20 protein-coding genes are annotated in these 16,294 nt (G+C 63.0%); 13 read left to right on the top strand and 7 right to left on the bottom strand.

The features are described 5' to 3' along the window. Positions 1-134 precede the first annotated feature (134 nt). The 4 genes from AC1RWI_RS35425 to AC1RWI_RS35410 all read left to right on the top strand — a co-directional run bounded on the left by AC1RWI_RS35425 (position 135) and on the right by AC1RWI_RS35410 (position 3,005). Complete coding sequence (locus tag AC1RWI_RS35425) at positions 135-1,538, top strand: HEAT repeat domain-containing protein (protein ID WP_492870647.1); 1,404 nt, start codon at positions 135-137, stop codon at positions 1,536-1,538. A gap of 343 nt (positions 1,539-1,881) precedes the next feature. Next, positions 1,882-2,010, top strand: a complete 129-nt coding sequence (locus AC1RWI_RS35420) for a hypothetical protein (protein ID WP_492870646.1) — start codon at positions 1,882-1,884, stop codon at positions 2,008-2,010. Between the two features lie 40 nt (positions 2,011-2,050). Then, entirely contained in the window at positions 2,051-2,533 is a 483-nt protein-coding gene (locus AC1RWI_RS35415; protein ID WP_492870645.1) for a hypothetical protein, read from the top strand. A 199-nt stretch (positions 2,534-2,732) separates the two neighbouring features. After that, entirely contained in the window at positions 2,733-3,005 is a 273-nt protein-coding gene (locus AC1RWI_RS35410; RefSeq protein ID WP_492870644.1) for a hypothetical protein, read from the top strand. A gap of 275 nt (positions 3,006-3,280) precedes the next feature. Here AC1RWI_RS35410 and AC1RWI_RS35405 read toward each other — a convergent pair whose 3' ends face one another. After that, on the bottom strand, positions 3,281-3,460 hold the full coding sequence (locus AC1RWI_RS35405) for a hypothetical protein (RefSeq protein WP_492870643.1): 180 nt from the start codon (positions 3,458-3,460) through the stop codon (positions 3,281-3,283). Positions 3,461-3,833: 373 nt separating this feature from the next. Between AC1RWI_RS35405 and AC1RWI_RS35400 the strand changes: the two genes are divergently transcribed. Next, positions 3,834-4,148: a shikimate kinase gene (locus tag AC1RWI_RS35400; protein ID WP_492870642.1), complete on the top strand. Its 315-nt coding sequence runs from the start codon at positions 3,834-3,836 to the stop codon at positions 4,146-4,148. 51 nt (positions 4,149-4,199) lie between these two features. Then, positions 4,200-4,628 (top strand): NUDIX hydrolase, encoded by a 429-nt coding sequence (locus AC1RWI_RS35395; protein WP_492870641.1) that lies wholly within the window; start codon positions 4,200-4,202, stop codon positions 4,626-4,628. Positions 4,629-4,643: 15 nt separating this feature from the next. On the opposite strand, the gene AC1RWI_RS35390 is transcribed toward AC1RWI_RS35395, so the two are convergent. Continuing rightward, positions 4,644-5,165 (bottom strand): GrpB family protein, encoded by a 522-nt coding sequence (locus AC1RWI_RS35390; protein WP_492870640.1) that lies wholly within the window; start codon positions 5,163-5,165, stop codon positions 4,644-4,646. A gap of 73 nt (positions 5,166-5,238) precedes the next feature. Next, complete coding sequence (locus tag AC1RWI_RS35385; protein ID WP_492870639.1) at positions 5,239-6,135, bottom strand: LysR family transcriptional regulator; 897 nt, start codon at positions 6,133-6,135, stop codon at positions 5,239-5,241. 229 nt (positions 6,136-6,364) lie between these two features. Here AC1RWI_RS35385 and AC1RWI_RS35380 point away from each other — a divergent pair, with 229 nt between their 5' ends. From AC1RWI_RS35380 to AC1RWI_RS35365, 4 genes are all read left to right on the top strand, one after another. Beyond that, complete coding sequence (locus AC1RWI_RS35380) at positions 6,365-6,793, top strand: CidA/LrgA family protein (RefSeq protein WP_492870638.1); 429 nt, start codon at positions 6,365-6,367, stop codon at positions 6,791-6,793. Next, positions 6,786-7,478, top strand: coding sequence for an LrgB family protein (locus AC1RWI_RS35375; RefSeq protein WP_043354669.1), 693 nt, complete (start codon positions 6,786-6,788; stop codon positions 7,476-7,478). Before AC1RWI_RS35380 ends, AC1RWI_RS35375 begins: the two co-directional genes overlap by 8 nt. Positions 7,479-7,790: 312 nt before the next feature. Continuing rightward, on the top strand, positions 7,791-8,948 hold the full coding sequence (locus AC1RWI_RS35370) for an MFS transporter (RefSeq protein WP_492870637.1): 1,158 nt from the start codon (positions 7,791-7,793) through the stop codon (positions 8,946-8,948). Positions 8,949-9,033: 85 nt separating this feature from the next. Then, a complete protein-coding gene (locus tag AC1RWI_RS35365; protein ID WP_492870636.1) occupies positions 9,034-9,948 on the top strand; it encodes a glutaminase in 915 nt (304 codons plus the stop codon). Positions 9,949-10,053: 105 nt separating this feature from the next. Here the strand turns inward: AC1RWI_RS35365 and AC1RWI_RS35360 are convergent, their stop codons facing one another. Both AC1RWI_RS35360 and AC1RWI_RS35355 read right to left on the bottom strand, forming a co-directional pair. Continuing rightward, the gene (locus AC1RWI_RS35360; RefSeq protein ID WP_043354673.1) at positions 10,054-10,857 is read right to left on the bottom strand and encodes a BPL-N domain-containing protein; all 804 of its coding nucleotides are present in this window, start codon (positions 10,855-10,857) and stop codon (positions 10,054-10,056) included. A gap of 95 nt (positions 10,858-10,952) precedes the next feature. After that, complete coding sequence (locus AC1RWI_RS35355) at positions 10,953-11,597, bottom strand: LysE family translocator (RefSeq protein ID WP_492870635.1); 645 nt, start codon at positions 11,595-11,597, stop codon at positions 10,953-10,955. A gap of 287 nt (positions 11,598-11,884) precedes the next feature. Here AC1RWI_RS35355 and AC1RWI_RS35350 point away from each other — a divergent pair, with 287 nt between their 5' ends. The 3 genes from AC1RWI_RS35350 to AC1RWI_RS35340 all read left to right on the top strand — a co-directional run bounded on the left by AC1RWI_RS35350 (position 11,885) and on the right by AC1RWI_RS35340 (position 13,797). Then, positions 11,885-12,127 (top strand): hypothetical protein, encoded by a 243-nt coding sequence (locus tag AC1RWI_RS35350; RefSeq protein WP_043354674.1) that lies wholly within the window; start codon positions 11,885-11,887, stop codon positions 12,125-12,127. A gap of 456 nt (positions 12,128-12,583) precedes the next feature. Then, complete coding sequence (locus AC1RWI_RS35345) at positions 12,584-12,886, top strand: hypothetical protein (RefSeq protein ID WP_492870634.1); 303 nt, start codon at positions 12,584-12,586, stop codon at positions 12,884-12,886. 170 nt (positions 12,887-13,056) lie between these two features. After that, positions 13,057-13,797, top strand: a complete 741-nt coding sequence (locus AC1RWI_RS35340) for a lysozyme inhibitor LprI family protein (RefSeq protein WP_492870633.1) — start codon at positions 13,057-13,059, stop codon at positions 13,795-13,797. Between the two features lie 49 nt (positions 13,798-13,846). On the opposite strand, the gene AC1RWI_RS35335 is transcribed toward AC1RWI_RS35340, so the two are convergent. Both AC1RWI_RS35335 and AC1RWI_RS35330 read right to left on the bottom strand, forming a co-directional pair. Then, positions 13,847-15,181 carry an MFS transporter gene (locus AC1RWI_RS35335; protein ID WP_492870632.1) on the bottom strand — a complete coding sequence of 445 codons (1,335 nt, stop codon included), beginning with the start codon at positions 15,179-15,181 and terminating at the stop codon, positions 13,847-13,849. A 209-nt stretch (positions 15,182-15,390) separates the two neighbouring features. Next, positions 15,391-16,245 (bottom strand): alpha/beta fold hydrolase, encoded by an 855-nt coding sequence (locus tag AC1RWI_RS35330; protein WP_492870648.1) that lies wholly within the window; start codon positions 16,243-16,245, stop codon positions 15,391-15,393. Positions 16,246-16,294: the final 49 nt, after the last annotated feature.

Here is a 16,294-nt window from a genome sequence, read left to right as displayed (position 1 = left end):
TCGTCTTGGTCTTGCGTGGCATACATGCTCCTTGGTGACATGTTATGCCCTAAACACAAAATCTCTGACAGGCCCCGGTCGCTTGCCACGTCACAGGCCCTCGTCAACCAATACAAACCTACGATTGAACGGAAATGAGTCTGATCCCAAAGATCTTCTGCCTACGGCCTCCTGCGGACGCGCCGCACGAGACAATCTACTTCCCCAGGAGCAATCCGGTTCCTCTTCGGGGCGCGCTTGCGCGGATCGCGACCACAGATGATCGCGAACTGCTGGCGGAGGCGATCTGCCACTATTCCGGCTACGTAAGGGAGGCAGGCATTGCCCGGTGCGTGGAAATCGGCGACCCGCGATTCCTTGCGCCCATCGCAGACCGCCTGAACGACTGGGTGCCCCAGGTGCGCAAGGTCGCCGGCGATGGGCTGCTTACACTGCTTGCGACGACGCCGGCTGAACGCTTCGCGCCACTGCTACCGAAGCTCCGGAGCCTGACCCAGGCAATGCGTACCGACCATGGACCCTGGCTTGCCAAGTTCGAACAGCAGCTTGTCCAGGCAGGCGGCAGCGCAGCTATCTCCGGCGCATTGTCCAGCACGGATATGAGGCTGCGCCGCGCCGCTTTTTCCGTTTGCTTCGATCATGGACTCCAGTCTACCGTCGACCTTGTTAGGCTCGGCTTGGCATCCGGCGATATTGTTCTTGCCCGTCAGGCAGCAAATCTGATCGACAAGGTTCCGCGCGCGGAGCGGCAGCGTTGCCTTGAACTGGCAATGACATCTACTTTTGGGCCTGTGCGCCGCGCCGCCCTGCGGTCCGTCCTTGAGCAAGACGATCCTGCTGCCATGGACTTCGCTAAGCGCGCGCTCCTTGATCCCCAGGGCAGCCTGCGCTATAGCACGGCGCGATGGCTGATGCAGCGCGGCTTTGATGTCTTGCGTCATTGCGTCGACAGCCTGGATTCGGGACGCCTGAGACCCGGACAGATCAGAGCGGTGTTGTCTCTACTCGGGGAGCTGCAAGGCAAAGAGGCGTTGCCAGTCATTGGGCAGCACACCCAATCGGCGCACGTGGAGGTGCGCGCGCAGGCCCTGATTCTCATGGCAAAGCTCGCGCCGTCCACCAAAGACGATATCGCTGCTCGCGCCATGCAAGACCCATCTCGCCGGGTTCGCAGAACTGCCGCTCTTCTATGCGTAAGGCAGGGTGCCTTTGTCTCGCTCGCCCAGCTACGCGGCATGCTCGGGAAATACGGGGATCACATCACGGCACTGAGGATCGCGAGGCGAGAGAAATGGGACTATCTGGTTTGCATCGCCTTTGTGGCGCAGCTATGCGAGGCGGATGAACGAATTCGTGAGGATCTGGCTTGGGCTATTGACAGTTGGCTTGCTACGGAAGGGAGCAGTTGGACGCGGCCGAGCCCTGCGCATATGGAAGTGTTGGCGCAGCCGGGCATGATGAAGTTGCTGTGCGATCTCACTAACAGCTCGCAGGCATTGCTTGCCCGGCGCTTGCTTGAAGTGGGCGTCGCGGCTTGAGGCGATCGCTTGCGTCCAAGAACAGATGTAGTGCACATCGAGTATCGACTATCCATGGCGTTTATCCACATCATCTACGCGGGCACGAGAATACTCTCCGTCGAGAAAGCCCTACTTGTCATCTCAGGTTTCAGAGTGCATCGACTCCGATGCCGTGATCGAGGAGGTATCGTTTATTTCCGAATGTGACAACACAGACGCTCTTGCTATTTGGTGCTGGTTCCAAGGCAGTCACGGCGGTAAATGATGTAACTAAGGCAGGAAAACAATGTGATGCGAAGAAGGTAAAGGAGCAGCAGGAGGAGAGCAAGGTCGGGCCGAACTGATGCAGCAGTTGGCGCCGATGTTCTTTGACAAGGCAGGAGACCTTCTCAAGGGCCAGCCCACGGCGACCGAGGTGGCCGTGCACGGCCTTCTGGGCGGTCTCATGTTAATTGGTGGGGCCGAACCGGGAGAGCGCGAAGCGGAGTGACTGGGTATTCGGGGCTAATAAGATTGAGGGTGCGAAATTGGTGCCAGTATCTGAAATTGATTCAATATTTTCCAAAGAAATAGCCATGTATATATCTGATGGTCATATACAAGAGTGGTTGAGTATGGGTAGTGCGATCAAAATTCCAATTGAAATTGGTGATCAGTTTGGCAGATTTATAGAAGGGCTTCCCTGGGGCGCCAATGGAAATGGGCTGGATTGGACGCTAATCGATGGATTTCGAAAGGAGTTGCCATCATCTTCTGGCGAATTTTTGTATGAATGGTTATCAAAAACAAATATTTGTAAAGATTCGCACGTCGTTTTTTGGTTTTCATTTGGAGAGCCTTGCATCGCCTGCGAAACTAAATTTGCGATTTATAACGTAGATCAAGCATTTTGGAAGGCTCCGGGTCGAAGATATATGTTCGGATTGAATATTAGAGGTGGCGAATTTTTTCCTGAATATTCGCATTTTGCTGAGTATGATGGCGCTAACGATTTGATTTTTTTTGGATGCTAATTTTAAAAAATAGAAAGAAGAGAGGGTGACAAAAGCGAACGTCTGAATCTTGGGGGGGTGCTCTCGCTGCGGGGATGATGGTTGGTCAATATATGGTGAAAGTAGTTTGACGCCATTGCAAACTATACTAAGCGCCTACGACAACATGCCGGATGTGCCGCAAGCTGATTTTGTCGTCCGCTGATTCGGCTTCGGCGGGATGGGCGGCGCATGGCAAAGGATGGGGCGCTGTTGCCAGATCGAGAATACGCTGACGACCCGCGTCGGCGATGTATGGCGCAAGCGGAGCAAGGCCGGCGACGGCACGGTCGCGTCCACGGGCGATGCCAACGGTGCGCAGGTGCTCCGGCTGCAAATCACCCACATTCTCGGTGTTGGCGGGGGTGCCTGGACTAGCTATAAAGCTATCACTGTGACTGCCGATCTACTTGAAGGCATCAAGGTGATCTGCAATACCGAGATCAACCGATGATCGGTGGGTGGGATGTGGGGTGGTTTCGAGGGGATGTGCTCCATCTGCAGTCACGCAGCCGCTGAGCAGGATGGACACAGACAACCCTGCGGTGAAGCTTCGGGTGCGTGTGGCTATCGTGTTCCCCTGCGTAATTGTTCAGTCAGCCTCTCTTGCACGGGGTTGGCGTTCGCAAGATATACATGGGTTTTTTGTGCAAGCCCAGGGAAGCAGGTGCCGATGGCACAGTGCAAGGGCCTGCCGTGCCAGGCACGAGGCGATCGCACTGGGCCACGTCACTTTGCTGGATGCTTGGCCGAGATATTTGCGATTGCCTCAAGAGCACCGAGCCGAAGGCTCATCACTTCCGCATGCAGCTTGATGGCCCTGACTATGGATTGAACGTCTTCATTCTCGCTCTTGGATGCGATATCGTCGAACTCTGCCCACAGCTTCTTCTCAGCGTCTTTCGTCATGGCTACTCCTGATGGCAATGGCAAACATCAGCGTTGGCAGAATCGGCGGTGCAACTTCTCTGCCGGCTGATGGGCGGGGGGGCTGAGGAGCCATGTTACGTGGCGCTGTAGCGGGAGTCTGTGCGATGCCGTACGCAGGGGAGGGGCGAGGCGTTGTCCGCGCCAATTTCCCTTCGCACCTAAGCCTCAACCTGCGCTAGAGGGAATAGCTCAGGGCCCATTTCGAATGACGCTCTCGGAAGCGGGCGTGATGTGCGCCCGAATGGCCGGGCATCGCGACCTGCGCTAGAATCGCGTTCGTTGATGCTCGCGCCATGCGCGAAGCGTTTCGATTTGCTCAAGCAATGACCTGCGCAGATAACGATCGAGCGGTGTGACGCTGGGCCACCGGTATTGCAGACGAACGCGAGCAGATTCGTGCTTTGGTGAAACAGTGACAAGTGTTCTTCATCTCGTCGGGCCCGGCGGTGCCGGGAAGACCTCTGTGGGTCTCGTCCTGACTCAGCGGCTAGGGTGGCGGTTCATCGACCTGGACGAGCGCTTCGTGTCATTCGAAGGGGACATCGGCGCGTTTATCGCGACGTTGGGCTACGAGGTCTATGCAAAGCAGAACATCGCAGTTTACCGGAGGGTCAGGTGCTCGCGAAGATATCCCGTCCAGAACCGGTTCAAGGTCTGCCATGTTTAGCGACCGACGTTGACACGGAGCGTTTCCCAAGGAATCTGTTCAAGGAGCCACATGATCGCAACAAAGGCGTGCCCGGTTGTTTTGCGCAGTCGTCACGGTATTGCACATATCCTCGCATTCAAGCATCCTGCCGCAGGCCACCAGTTGGTAAAGGGCACCATTGAGCAGGGTGAGTCTTCGCCGGAGGCGGCAATGCGCGAGCTCTGTGAAGAGTCAGGTATTTGCGGCGCTCACGTGGTTTCGGATCTCGGCCTTTGGAACGCTTCCTATCAGGAACAGATCTGGTCTTTCCAACTGTGCGAGTCGGGGGCGGAATTGCCTGATGAGTGGACCTTCGAGACTAGCGATGACGGCGGCCACACGTTTGCATTTTATTGGCACCCGCTGCAGCGGGACTTGCCCGAACAATGCCACCCCGTCTTTCAATCGGCTTTACGCGAGATTCGTGCGCGAATCGGAGCGCTAACCGGGTTAGCTTGAGTGGTCCGCATACCCCTATGACGAGGGTGCTGTTTGCGATTCCGCCGTTGTCATGACCTCTGCAATAAAGGGGGCCTTCTTCGCAAGGTACTCGGCGATGCCACCGCGATTGCTGGCTTCGAGCTCAAACTTCAGATCCTGATACTGCTGTCGAATGACGGGATCGTTCCTGAGAAGAGCGCGAAATCGGAGCATTCTTTCAATCTGCCCGTGGCCACTGACACATACATGCACCTTGTGCGTTCGCACCCCATCCACATCGCGACGATAGAAATGGTGCCCGGCTGAAAGATCGCTTCCCCGAACGTAACCCAGTGCGCTCATGAAGCTGTCTCGGGCTGGCTCGTTGCGATGCGCTGAGACTTCAACCAGGATGTCGATCTCCGGCTTGGCCGCGAGTCCGGGGACGGCGGTGCTTCCGACGTGATGAATGCCGACAAGTTCGGTGCCAAGGCCCTTCGCGATGCGTGCTTTCTCGGTGACGAAAAGAGCAGGCCATCTGCTGTCATAGTGGGAGATCTTGCTGGTGAGCTTCATTGTGTTTCCCTGTGTTTCCCTTTGTTTCCTATGTGCGCCATCGGCCAGGCGCGGCTAGCCCCAACACATCAGCTCATACCGCATCCTTCCGCCCCGCCCCAAACGCCTCCTCACAACAAACCAGCCAGGCGCGTGCCGCCCGCGACAAATACCCCTCCCGCCAGACCAGCCCCAGCTCCCACGCCAGCTCAGGCGCAACCAGGGGCCGGATCGTTACCCGCCCGGGGTCCAGTTGCCCGGCAATTGGCGCAGGCAGGATCGCCACGCCCACATCGGCGGCGACCAGTTCGCCGATAAAGTCCCAGTGCCGGCTCTGGCCGGCAATCTGCGGCGCAAAGCCGGCGGCTTCGCAGGCGTCCAGGATGACGCGATACAGCACGAAGTCGTCCTCGTACATGACGAAGGGCAGGGTGGCGAGGTCGGCTAGCCGGACCGCGCTGGCGCGGCGTGGCGCGCGCTCTGCGGGAAATACCGCGACCAGTGCCTGGCGGGTCACGGTGAGGCTGGCCAGGCCGGCTACGGCGGCGGGCAGCACCGTGACGCCGAGGTCGAGCTGGCCCGTGGCTACGCCTTCTTCCAGCGCGCGGCCGCCTTGCTCGCTGAGCCGCAGCTTGACGCCGGGGTACTGACGGCGATAGGCGCCGATCACCGGGGCGAGGTAGCGGCCGGCCATGGGCGGGATGCCGACCTTGAGCTCGCCGCGCGCCATGCCGTCTACCTCGGCGACTTCCTGGCGCAGGCGTGCCACTTCGGCCAGCACGGCCTGGCTGCGGGCGAAGACGACCTCGCCGGCGTCGGTGAGCTGCACCGTGCGGCCTTCGCGCAGCAGCAGTGGGCCGCCGAGTTCGTCTTCCAGGCTCTTGACCATCTTGCTGATGGTCGGCTGGGTCACATGCAGGGTTTCGGCGGCGCGGGTGAATCCGTTCTGGCGGACGACTTCAACGAAATAGCGCAGGGCGCGGATATCCATGGGGCTCCTCGGATGTGGCGTGCGTGGGTGATCACGGCTTGCCATTCCAATATGGCATCGAACCAATAATTTATATTCATTTTATATATCGAAGTGCGCTTCGTACACTAGCGTCACTGCCACGCCTTGCGTGGCGCCATAGCTTCATCGCTTGAATGTTCCGATGCCACGCGCTGCTACTGTTACTGTCACTGTCACTTCATCCACTTGCACCCCCACCTGCGCGGCCTTGCCGCAGCCGCCCGGTGCGCGCCTGCGCACCGGCGCCATCGCGCTGACCCAGGTGGTGGCGCTGTCGGCCCTGTGGCTGCTGGCGGACTGGCTGCGCGCGCGGCTGGGGTTGCCATTGCCGGCCGGTTTGCTTGGGCTCCTGGCGCTGGCCGCGCTGCTGTTCAGCGGGGCGGTGCGCGGTGGCTGGGTGCGTCGCGGGGCCAACTGGCTGCTGGGCGAGATGTTGCTGTTCTTCATCCCGGCGGTGCTGGCGGTGGTGCAGTATCCGGAACTGGTCCGGCATCAGGGCTGGCGGATCTGCGCGGTGATTGCCTTGAGCACGCTCGCGGTGATGGTGGTGACGGCGCTGGTGGTAGAGCAGGTGGTCCGTCTCGAACTCAGGCTGGCGCGCCGTGCCACGCACAACCGGCAGCAGCACCATGCATGACACCGTGCTGGCGGCGCTGAGCCTGGTGGCTACCGTTGCCCTCTATTACTTCAACAAGCGCCTCTATGCGCGCCGTGCGCGGCTGTGGCTGACGCCGCTGCTGGCCACGCCGGTGGTGCTGATCGCGTTGGTGCTGGCGGCGCACGTGCCGTATCGCGACTATATCGCCGACACGCGCTGGCTGATGTGGCTGCTTGGCCCGGCCACCATCGCCTTCGCGTTGCCGATCTACGATCACCGTGCGCTGGTGCGCCAGCATTGGCTGTCGATTTCGGTTGGGGTGCTGGCCGCGGTGGTGACGTCGGTGTTCACCTCGGTCTGGCTGGCGCGCGGCTTTGGCTTGCCGGTGATGCTGCAAAAGGGGCTGGCGGTGCGCTCGGTGACCACGCCATTTGCTGTGGATGCGGTGCGCGCGCTGGGCGGGCCGCCGGATCTTGCCGCGATCTTTGTGGTCATGACCGGGCTGACGGGCATGGCGATTGGCGAGATCGTGCTGGCTTGCTTGCCCTCGGTGCGCAGCCGGCTGGCGCAAGGCGCGATCTTCGGCGCCGCTGCGCATGGTGCCGGCACGGCCAAGGCGAGGCAACTGGGTGAAGTGCAGGGTGTAGTGGCATCGCTGGTGATGATGATCGCGGGGCTGGTCAGCGTGCTGGCCGCGCCGCTGATCCGCAGCGTATTCTTTTAAGCGGGCTTGCGTAGTACTGCGCAATGGCTGCGCGCTTGGGCGCAGGCGCTGAGTAGTACTGCGTAGCCTATGGCCTTGCGACCGCTCCGGGCGCAGGGTTTTTTGCGCGCCCGCCAACGCGCCGCGCGAAATTGGCGCAAAATGCGGCACTTGCGCGATCGTGCCGGTGCGCCGACATGCGCCGCTCATCCTCACGTGGCTAGCCGTTCTTCACGCCACGGCGCGCGCGCCGTCCCTCTGCGCCGGACGTGCGCACCGCACCCGCAAGCTTCACCGATCTCTCTCTCGCTCTCGTTTTTCAATAACAACATCATGCGATTACCGCTTCTCGCGCTGGCTGCCGCGGCCTTTGGCATTGGCACCACCGAATTCGTCATCATGGGGCTGTTGCCCGACGTTGCCGCTGATCTTGGCGTTTCCGCGCCGGCTGCCGGCATGCTGGTCTCGGGCTATGCCATCGGCGTGGCCGCGGGCGCGCCCATCCTGGCCATCCTGACCAACAAGTGGCCGCGCAAGACCGCGCTGGTGGGGCTGATGGGCCTGTTCATCCTCGGCAATGCGCTGTGCGCGCTGGCGCCCAACTATGCCTTGCTGATGGCCGCGCGCGTGGTCACGGCGTTCTGCCACGCGGCGTTCTTCGGCATCGGCGCGGTGGTGGCCGCGGAGCTGGTCCCGCGTGAGCGGCGCGCGCAGGCGGTGGCATTGATGTTTACCGGGCTGACGGTGGCCAACGTGCTGGGCGTGCCGTTTGGCACTGCCTTTGGGCATGCGTTGGGCTGGCGCTCCACGTTCTGGGCCGTCACCGTGATCGGCGTGGCCGCCGCGGCTGCGTTGGTGGCCTGGTTGCCCAAGGCCATCCCGATGCAGGCCGGCAGCATCCTGCGCGAGTTCCGCGCAATCGGCGCGGCGCAGGTGCAGCTGGCGCTGCTGATCAGCACGCTGGCATCGGTCAGCATGTTCACCGTGTTTACCTACATCGCCTACATCCTGCGCGACGTCACGGGCTTCACCGCGCAGCAGGAGAGCATGGTGCTGCTGCTGTTCGGGGCTGGCATCACGGTGGGCGGCCTGGCTGGCGGCAAGCTGGCCGACTGGAAGCTGATGCCCGCGCTGGCCAGCCTGCTGGCCGCGGTGGCGGTGGTGCAGCTGGTGTTCTCGTGGACCAGCCATTTTCCGGTGCCGACGCTGTTCACGCTGTTTGCGTGGGGCATGGTGAGCTTTGCCGTGGTGCCCGCCACGCAGGTGCGCGTGCTGGACAAGGCCAAGGGCGCGCCCAACCTGGCGTCCACGCTGAACCAGGGCGCGTTCAACCTGGGCAACGCCACCGGCGCGTGGCTGGGCGGCCTGATGATCAGCGCCGGCCTGCCGCTCACCCAGCTGCCGTGGCTGGGTGCGGCGGTGGCCGCGCTGGCGTTGCTGGCGGTGGGGGTGTCGGCGTCGCTGGATCGGGGTGGGCGGGTGGCGGCTTAGTACCAGCCGCGCCATGGCGCGCGGCGTGCCGGTGGGGCCCGTCGGGCTGTAGGATGTTGCCAGCAACGTTTTCTTCGGACCCGGCATGGACTACGCACACATCCTCCAACGCATCCACCGCGACATCGCGCCCTTGCTCACCCAGGGCCGCGTAGCGGACTACATCCCCGAGCTCGGCAAGGTGCCCGCTACCCATTTCGGCATGGCGCTGGTGTTTGCCGATGGCCGCAGCCATTGCGTGGGCGACGCCGCGGTGCCGTTCTCCATCCAGAGCATCTCCAAGCTGTTTGCCTGCACGCTGGCGTTCCAGTTGCTGGGCGAGGACCTGTGGCAGCGGGTCGGGCGCGAGCCTTCCGGCAATGCCTTCAACTCGCTGGTGCAACTGGAGTACGAGCAAGGCAAGCCGCGCAATCCGTTCATCAACGCGGGCGCGCTGGTGGTGACCGACGTGCTGTGCAGCCGTTTTGTGCAGGCGGAGACCGCCATGGTGCAGTTCCTGCGCCGGCTCAGCGGTAACCCGGCGATCGATTACGACCCGCGCGTGGCGCAGTCCGAGCGCGAGCATGCGGACCGCAATCGCGCCATGGCGTATTTCATGAAGGACTTTGGCCGTCTTGAGATGCCGGTGGACAGGGTCATCGACGCCTATTGCCGCCAATGCGCCATCACCATGAGCTGCGAGGACCTGGCGCGCGCGGCGCTGTTCCTCGCGCATGGCGGGGTAGTGCCGTGGAGCGGCGAGCGCGTGCTGGACGCCAGCCCCACCAAGCGCCTGTCGGCCCTGATGCTGACCTGCGGCACTTATGACGCTGCGGGGGATTTTGTCTATCGGGTGGGCTTGCCGGCCAAGAGCGGCGTGGGCGGCGGCATTGTGGCGGTGCTGCCCGGCAGGTGGGCCGTGTGCGTCTGGTCGCCGGGGCTGGACCACAGCGGCAACTCGCTGGCCGGGGTGCAGGCGCTGGAATGGCTGACCACGTTGAGCGGGCATTCGATTTTCTGAGTGGGGGCAGGCACGGACCGCCATCGAGACGGCGGACGCCGCGTTTACTGGCCTGAGATTCTCCGGGTGCGATGTGGCTATCGCGATCAGCCAGTCAGCCCAGCCTCAACCCAGCATCAACCCGGCATGCGCCAGCAAGTGGCGAAACACCGCCAGCCGGGCGTCTCCCGTTTGCGCCAGCTTGCGGCAAACGTGCAGGTGCGCCGTCCTGTCGCTGTGTCCGCGCAGGGCGTCCTTGCACTCGCGGTCCGAGATTTCCAGGTGGATGCCCGTGAGGATGGCGCAGCCCTTGCCCACGGGCGCGCTGACGATGGCGGGCGGGGTGCCTTCCAGGCCCGTGTAGACGGCCAGGATCTGCGCAGCGTGGTGTGTTGCCTCGCCGAAGTCGAAGCGGCAGCCGCCGTGGTAGTGCGCATACAGCGTGATCGGGGCATGGGTCAGGCTATGGGTCGTGCGTATTTCTGCTGCCGCGGTGCTTCGCGGCGTAGCGTCATATGCGACGCCCCGGGTGAGTTCGGGCAAGCAGCCAACCGCGACGGCATCCACGAAGCTCAGTTCGCGCGGGCCGCAGATGGCGCCTGCGGTGCCGGCATGGAAGGCGAGTTCCCTGCAGGCGTAGTACGCGCCCGCGCAGATGCCCAGGTAGGCGCCGCCTTCTTCGACAAAGCGCCGGATGCGCGCGTTGGGCGCGCCGTTCAGGGCTGCGCAATAGGGCAGGTCCGCACCGCCCGGCATGACGAACATCACGGCATCATCGAAGAGCGTCTCGTCTTGCCGGATGTCGTCGGCCATGACCGCGCGGATCTCGTACGCGCCGGGAAGCAACTGCTGCCCGATCATCCGCATCAGGCGCGCGGTCCCGTCCGAGGTGCCGGCGTCGATATAGGTCAGGATCTGGGGCTTTTGCATGATGGTCTGGCTCGGTTGGTCCGGTTGGTCCGGTTGGTCCAGTAGGTCCGCTTGGTCCGTTTGAGCGCGCTGGTGCGGCAGCGGTGCTGCGTGCCTCAGGCTTGCGCGCGGCGGTAAAACGCCAGCCCGCCTGCCAGCGCAATCAGCGTGCCGCCCGACAGCCGGTTCAGCCAGCGCATGCCGTCGCCACGAAAGGCGTGCACAATGCGCGCGCCCAGTGCCGCGTACACCAGCATGACGGCCAGGTTCAGCAGGCATTGGGCCAGCGTCAGGATGGCGTACTGCGGCAGCAACGCCGCGCTCGTATCGATGAACTGGGGCAGGAAGGCCGAGATGAACAGCAGCGCCTTGGGATTGGTCAGCGCCACCAGGAAGCTGCGCGAGAACAGGACGCGGCCACGCGCCGCGGCCGTATCCGGTACGGTCTCCCGTACCGTTTGCGCCGTCTGCGGCATTTTGCCTGCGCGCAGCATTTTCCACCCCACATAGGCCAGGTAGGCGGCGCCAAACCACTTGATCGCCTCGAAGGCATGCTCGGACGCGGCGATCACGGCGCCAAGCCCTGCGGCCACGGTGACGACCAGGATGACGTCGGCGGCCAGCGCCCCGGCCATGCCCCAGCACGCCTTGCGCACGCCATGCCGGGAGCCGTTGTTCAGGGCCAGCAGCACGGTCGGCCCGGGGGTGGCAATGGTCACGGCCGAGGCAAAGATGAAGAGCAGCAGGGTGGGGAGTGTCATGGTGCAATCTGGCTGGCGCACGCGTGGGCGGGCGGGAATCATAGGATGATTGCCTGCCGGCAGATTGTCCAGTGCCTGGCATGCCCGGCACTGCCGCGCCATGTGTCGCGCAATTGGCAAAAACGCAAGCCGGGATTGCACGAGATGAGCAGGCATGGCGTGTTTTGATACGATGATGGTTAGAACGCAACGGTAGCCCGCAACCGCCATGGCACTTGCGATGGCGCTTGAACGAGTCGCGTTCGCCCGGCTACGTTGCGGTTCTCCAATCAAGAGCAGAGACAGCCATGATCAAAGAATACGCGTGGAAGAAGCGGGTCTTCGAGACCCATGAAGTACAGGTGCAGGTGCGGCCGAGAACGCCCACGGTCTGGGAGTACACGGTGCGGGTCTGCCGCCCCGGCACGAACATCCGGGCCGCCGGGACGTTGCTGGAATCGTCCAAGGTAACGGATCTGTTCCATACGGCGGACGCGGCGGAGACGGCGGGTTTTGCCCACGGCGCCGAGCTGGCGAAACGGCTGGCCTAGGGTGCGGTTGCAGCCCGGAAAGGGTTGGAACACGTCGATTTGGTGCTTTTTGCCGGCGGATGGCGTAGCAGTGTGACTTTTTGTAGCGGGTGGTTTGTAGCGTACTTGGTGCCGTTATACTGCGCAGGTCGTTGCAACCACAGCGACCGGGTTTGACAGCCTGTTAAGAACGCGGACATGTGCCACACTGTATGGCTTTTGTCCGTCATGCCTTTGCGCGTCCCTACGGGCGGGCCTGGGCGGGGGAGCTTTCGAGCTCACCGGTTCCTTCTTTCCGGCTGTCAACCCTGCCTTGCGCCCGCCCACCCCGTTTGACAGCGGGGAACGGGGTCGAAATCGCTTAAGAAGGAGGCACACCCATGCCCCAGTCTTCGCTCGCCCGTACCGGGCAAATCCCACCGCCCAAGCCAGCCATCCTCTGCCAGCGCCTGCGCGCCTCCCAACGGAGGGCGCCCGATGCATAGGTATCCGCACTACAACATCACCGCCCAGCGCGCCGGGCGTGACACCTTCCTCACGGCCCACGCCCCTTCCGAAAGCCCGCTCAGCCTCGCCGCCGAGAAAACCGCGCAACTCAACGCGCTGCTCTCGGTGGCTGTCGAGAACGCCGCCGGCGGCTCCTTTTGCAACATCAACGAAGAGACGCAGAGCCATCTGCTCTCGTTGGCGGCCGTGCTCGCGCACGAAACGCTGGTGCTGAGCGAGTTGGCCGCGCTGGACGATGAGAGTGAGGGGGAGGGTGAGGGCGGCGATGGATGATGGCCGCGCGGCGCATGACACCGATACGGTACTTCGCGCGCATCCCGGCCTGGCGGCGCCAGACAAAGTGCACGACAACACGCGCCGCCAATCGCCCGCTTGCAGCCCCATGCGGCCATCGACTATGTTGAATCTCAAGGCCGATGTGGCCGTGTCGATGGGGAGCCGTGATGAACAGGGTCATAGGACACCTGGCCGTGCTCGTTGTCCTGGGCCTGTCTGCCTTGCATGGCGCGCAGGCTTCCGACATCGACTGTAAGTCAGCATCCAAGCGCCTGGTCTGCGATAACGCGGAGCTTTCGACGCGCTACGAGCGCATCTATGCCGAACAGCAGAGGCTGCTGCGCAGCGGCATCACCAACGATGCCGACGTCCGCGCGTGGCGGGGCAAGCGCGATGCCTGCGGCTCCGTGCGCTGTCTTGATAGCCTGTTCCATGAATGGTGGCGGTGGCGGGACGCAGCCCGCATGAGGCCGGCACGGCCCGCCGTTGCGCCGAGCACGACCGTTGCGCCAGGCACCGCCGTTGCGGCCCCTGTCCCGCCAAAGCCGGAGCCAGCACCTCCCGCGCAAGACCTGGCGACGCCGGCTCAACTGGCTGCCGTGCCAGAGAGCGCGAAGCCGAGCGAGCCGACAGCGCCGGCCGCCGCCGACGTTCAGGCCCCGCCGACCTCAATCGGAACCGGGCAAGTCCCGTCCGAGCCAGCCTCCGGCACCGTGGCGATGTCAGGCTTGCTGACGGGCCTCGCCGCCGTCGGCATTGGTGTGGCCTGGGTTTGGAAACGCAAGCGAGACCGGCGCGCCTCGCTAAAACATGAACCGCGCCCGGCCATCTCCGCAGGCATGGCAATTCTCTACGGCTTGCTTATCGTGAACGTGCTGCTTCTGGCGTTCACGCTGAGGTCAAGTTGACGCCATGCTCCCGACGGTCCAGAAGGGCCAGACGGCACTAGTCACGCGCTCACGTTTCCCGGATCTCGCTTAGCACCTCGGCCTCGACCTGCGGGTTCTGTTCGCCATCCCTGGTGGCAATCAATTCTTTCGGCGTCAGCAGGATCAAGGGCAGGATCAGTGCGTACACCGCGGTCGTCGCGATCACGCAGTAGGTGAATCCGTGCGTTGGGCTGCTGCCATAGATCCATGAGCCCAGCAGATCGCCGGCACGTGCCGAGAGCGCGAAAACGCCATCCACCAGCATCATCAAGGTGCCTTGCAAGCCTGGCGGACAGGACCGCATCGCGAGATCGAGGTAGGCTGCCGTGGCGACACCGCCCATCAGCCCGATCGGCGCCGCCAACACAAGCGCGAGATTGGCTGAGTGAATGAAGGCCAGCGGAATCATCTGCGGCACCGCGACGATCGTTCCCCACCACAGCAGCTTGTTCAGCGGTACTTTCTTGCACAGAAAGCCATACAGCAAAAATGTCGGGATGAACGCGGCGGCAAAGATCCCGTTGTAGTACGAGTAGACGGAATCCGATGCGTGCAGCGTATTGGTCAGGTAGAACTGCAGCGCAGTGGCCGCTCCTGGCGCAAAGTTCCACAGAAAGCAGATGAGCACCGCTGGATAGACGGCCTTATGCTTGGCCAGCCGCCTGACATCGCCAACGAGATCCGCGCCCCTGGCTTGCGGCTGCTCGTAGATCTGGCCGAAGACGGAAGCGGGCTTCCAGAGCCCCAGCACGGCAATCATTAAAGTGACTGTCGCCACCAGGATGAAGGCTTCTTTCGCGGCAAGATGATCGGAGATGTACCCGGAAGCGAACGCGCCCGCAACGACCGGGACGGAACTGACCACGTTGCACAGCGCGCTCAGGCGCCCAGACATGCGCTTTTCCTGGCCTATCAGGGCGATCAGGCCCTGATAGGCTGCGGCGACAAATCGGGACGACAGCATGGCCAGCAGCATCCCGATGAGCAGTCCCGCATATGAGAAACCGGAAAACGCGATCCAGAGGAATGCCACCGCGGTCACCGGGGCGAAAATCAGGAAGAAGCCGCGATCGCGCAATCCCAGCGGGTTCCATTGGTCGCGCGCGAGGCCAAAAGCAAACGCGATGTACACGGGTATGCCCGTCATCAGCCGGAACGTCGAGATCTGCGTCGCCGTTGCATGCAACTGATTCTTGAGCAGGTATGACGTCTGTATATCAACCAGGAACCCAGCCGGCGTTGCCAGATAGATGAACAGGGTCAGCCAGCCGAAATACAGCAGGGTTCGGTCGCTGCCCTCGGCAACATGACGAGCGGGCGCGGCCGGCGTTTTCACAGAGGCGCGGTTGAAGTGCTTGGACATGGGGGACCACGTACACGTCCTCGGAAAACCAATCGAAGGTGCCCCCGTGAATGTGCGGGCTGCGCCACCGGGCATGGTTTACAGAATAGAGCGCCAGTGCGGAAAAGGTGTAGGTGAAAAATGGGGCTTGATGTTCCGGGGCCGACGGCATTTGCGCGGAGAATGCCGCCCGCGAGCGATATGCTGCGCTGCTCGCGGGCGGCGGCGCGTCAGCTTGAGCGGACATGCGCATGCCCTGCCTGCTGCGCTTCCAGGAACGGCAGCAGTTCAGCCATGAATGCCTCGGGCGCTTCTTCCATGATGAAGTGGCCGCAGTCCGGCACCACCACGCCGCGCAGGTCGATGGCGTTGTCGCGCAGCGTCACCAGCGGCGCGTCGTTGGTCGCGTGCTCGGCACCGATGGCTAGCACCGGCATCGCCAGCTTGCGCTTTGCGCGTTCGCGGTTTTGCCGCACCGTTTCCGGAATTGCGCGGTAGTAGGCGAAACCGCCGCGCAGGCCGCCCGGCGCCGAATAGGCCGCGATGTAGGTGTCCACGGCCACGCGGTCGCGGCGATGGGACCACTGGTCGAACATGAAGTTCAGGTAGGCGGCCTCGCGCCCGGCGATCAGCGTCTCGGGCAGATCGGCTACCTGGTTGAACATGAAGTGCCACAGGAACTTGTTTTCAGCAGGCGGCGCGAAGATGCCCGGAGCAGGCGCAAGTCCGGGGATCACGGCTTCCGTCAGCGCCAGCCGCGTGACGGCGCCGGGATGGTCGCAGGCCAGCGCGTAGGCCACCCACATGCCCACATCGTGGCCGACCACCTGATAGCGGTCATGGCCCAGTGCGGCCATGACGCGGTGCATTGTGTGGGCAGTGGCGCCGGTGTCGTAGCCCGTGGGCGGCCGGTCGGAATGCCCGGTGCCCGGCGGGTCGACCGCGACGGCGAGGAAGCCGCGTTGCGCGAGTGCCGCCATGACATGGCGCCAGGTGAACCACGTCTGCGGCCACCCGGGAATCAACAGAACCGGCTGGCCGCTGCCTGCGGTGACCAAGGCACCTGCGCAAGCCCCGGAGTTCAGTCCGGGGTAAGCAGGGAATCTGGGGATTAGTGCGGTGCCTGCTGCTGCT

Source organism: Cupriavidus sp. MPR-AND1C, assembly GCF_058809705.1.
Note: the sequence above shows the minus strand (reverse complement) of the source record. Positions and strands in the feature narration are given on the sequence as shown.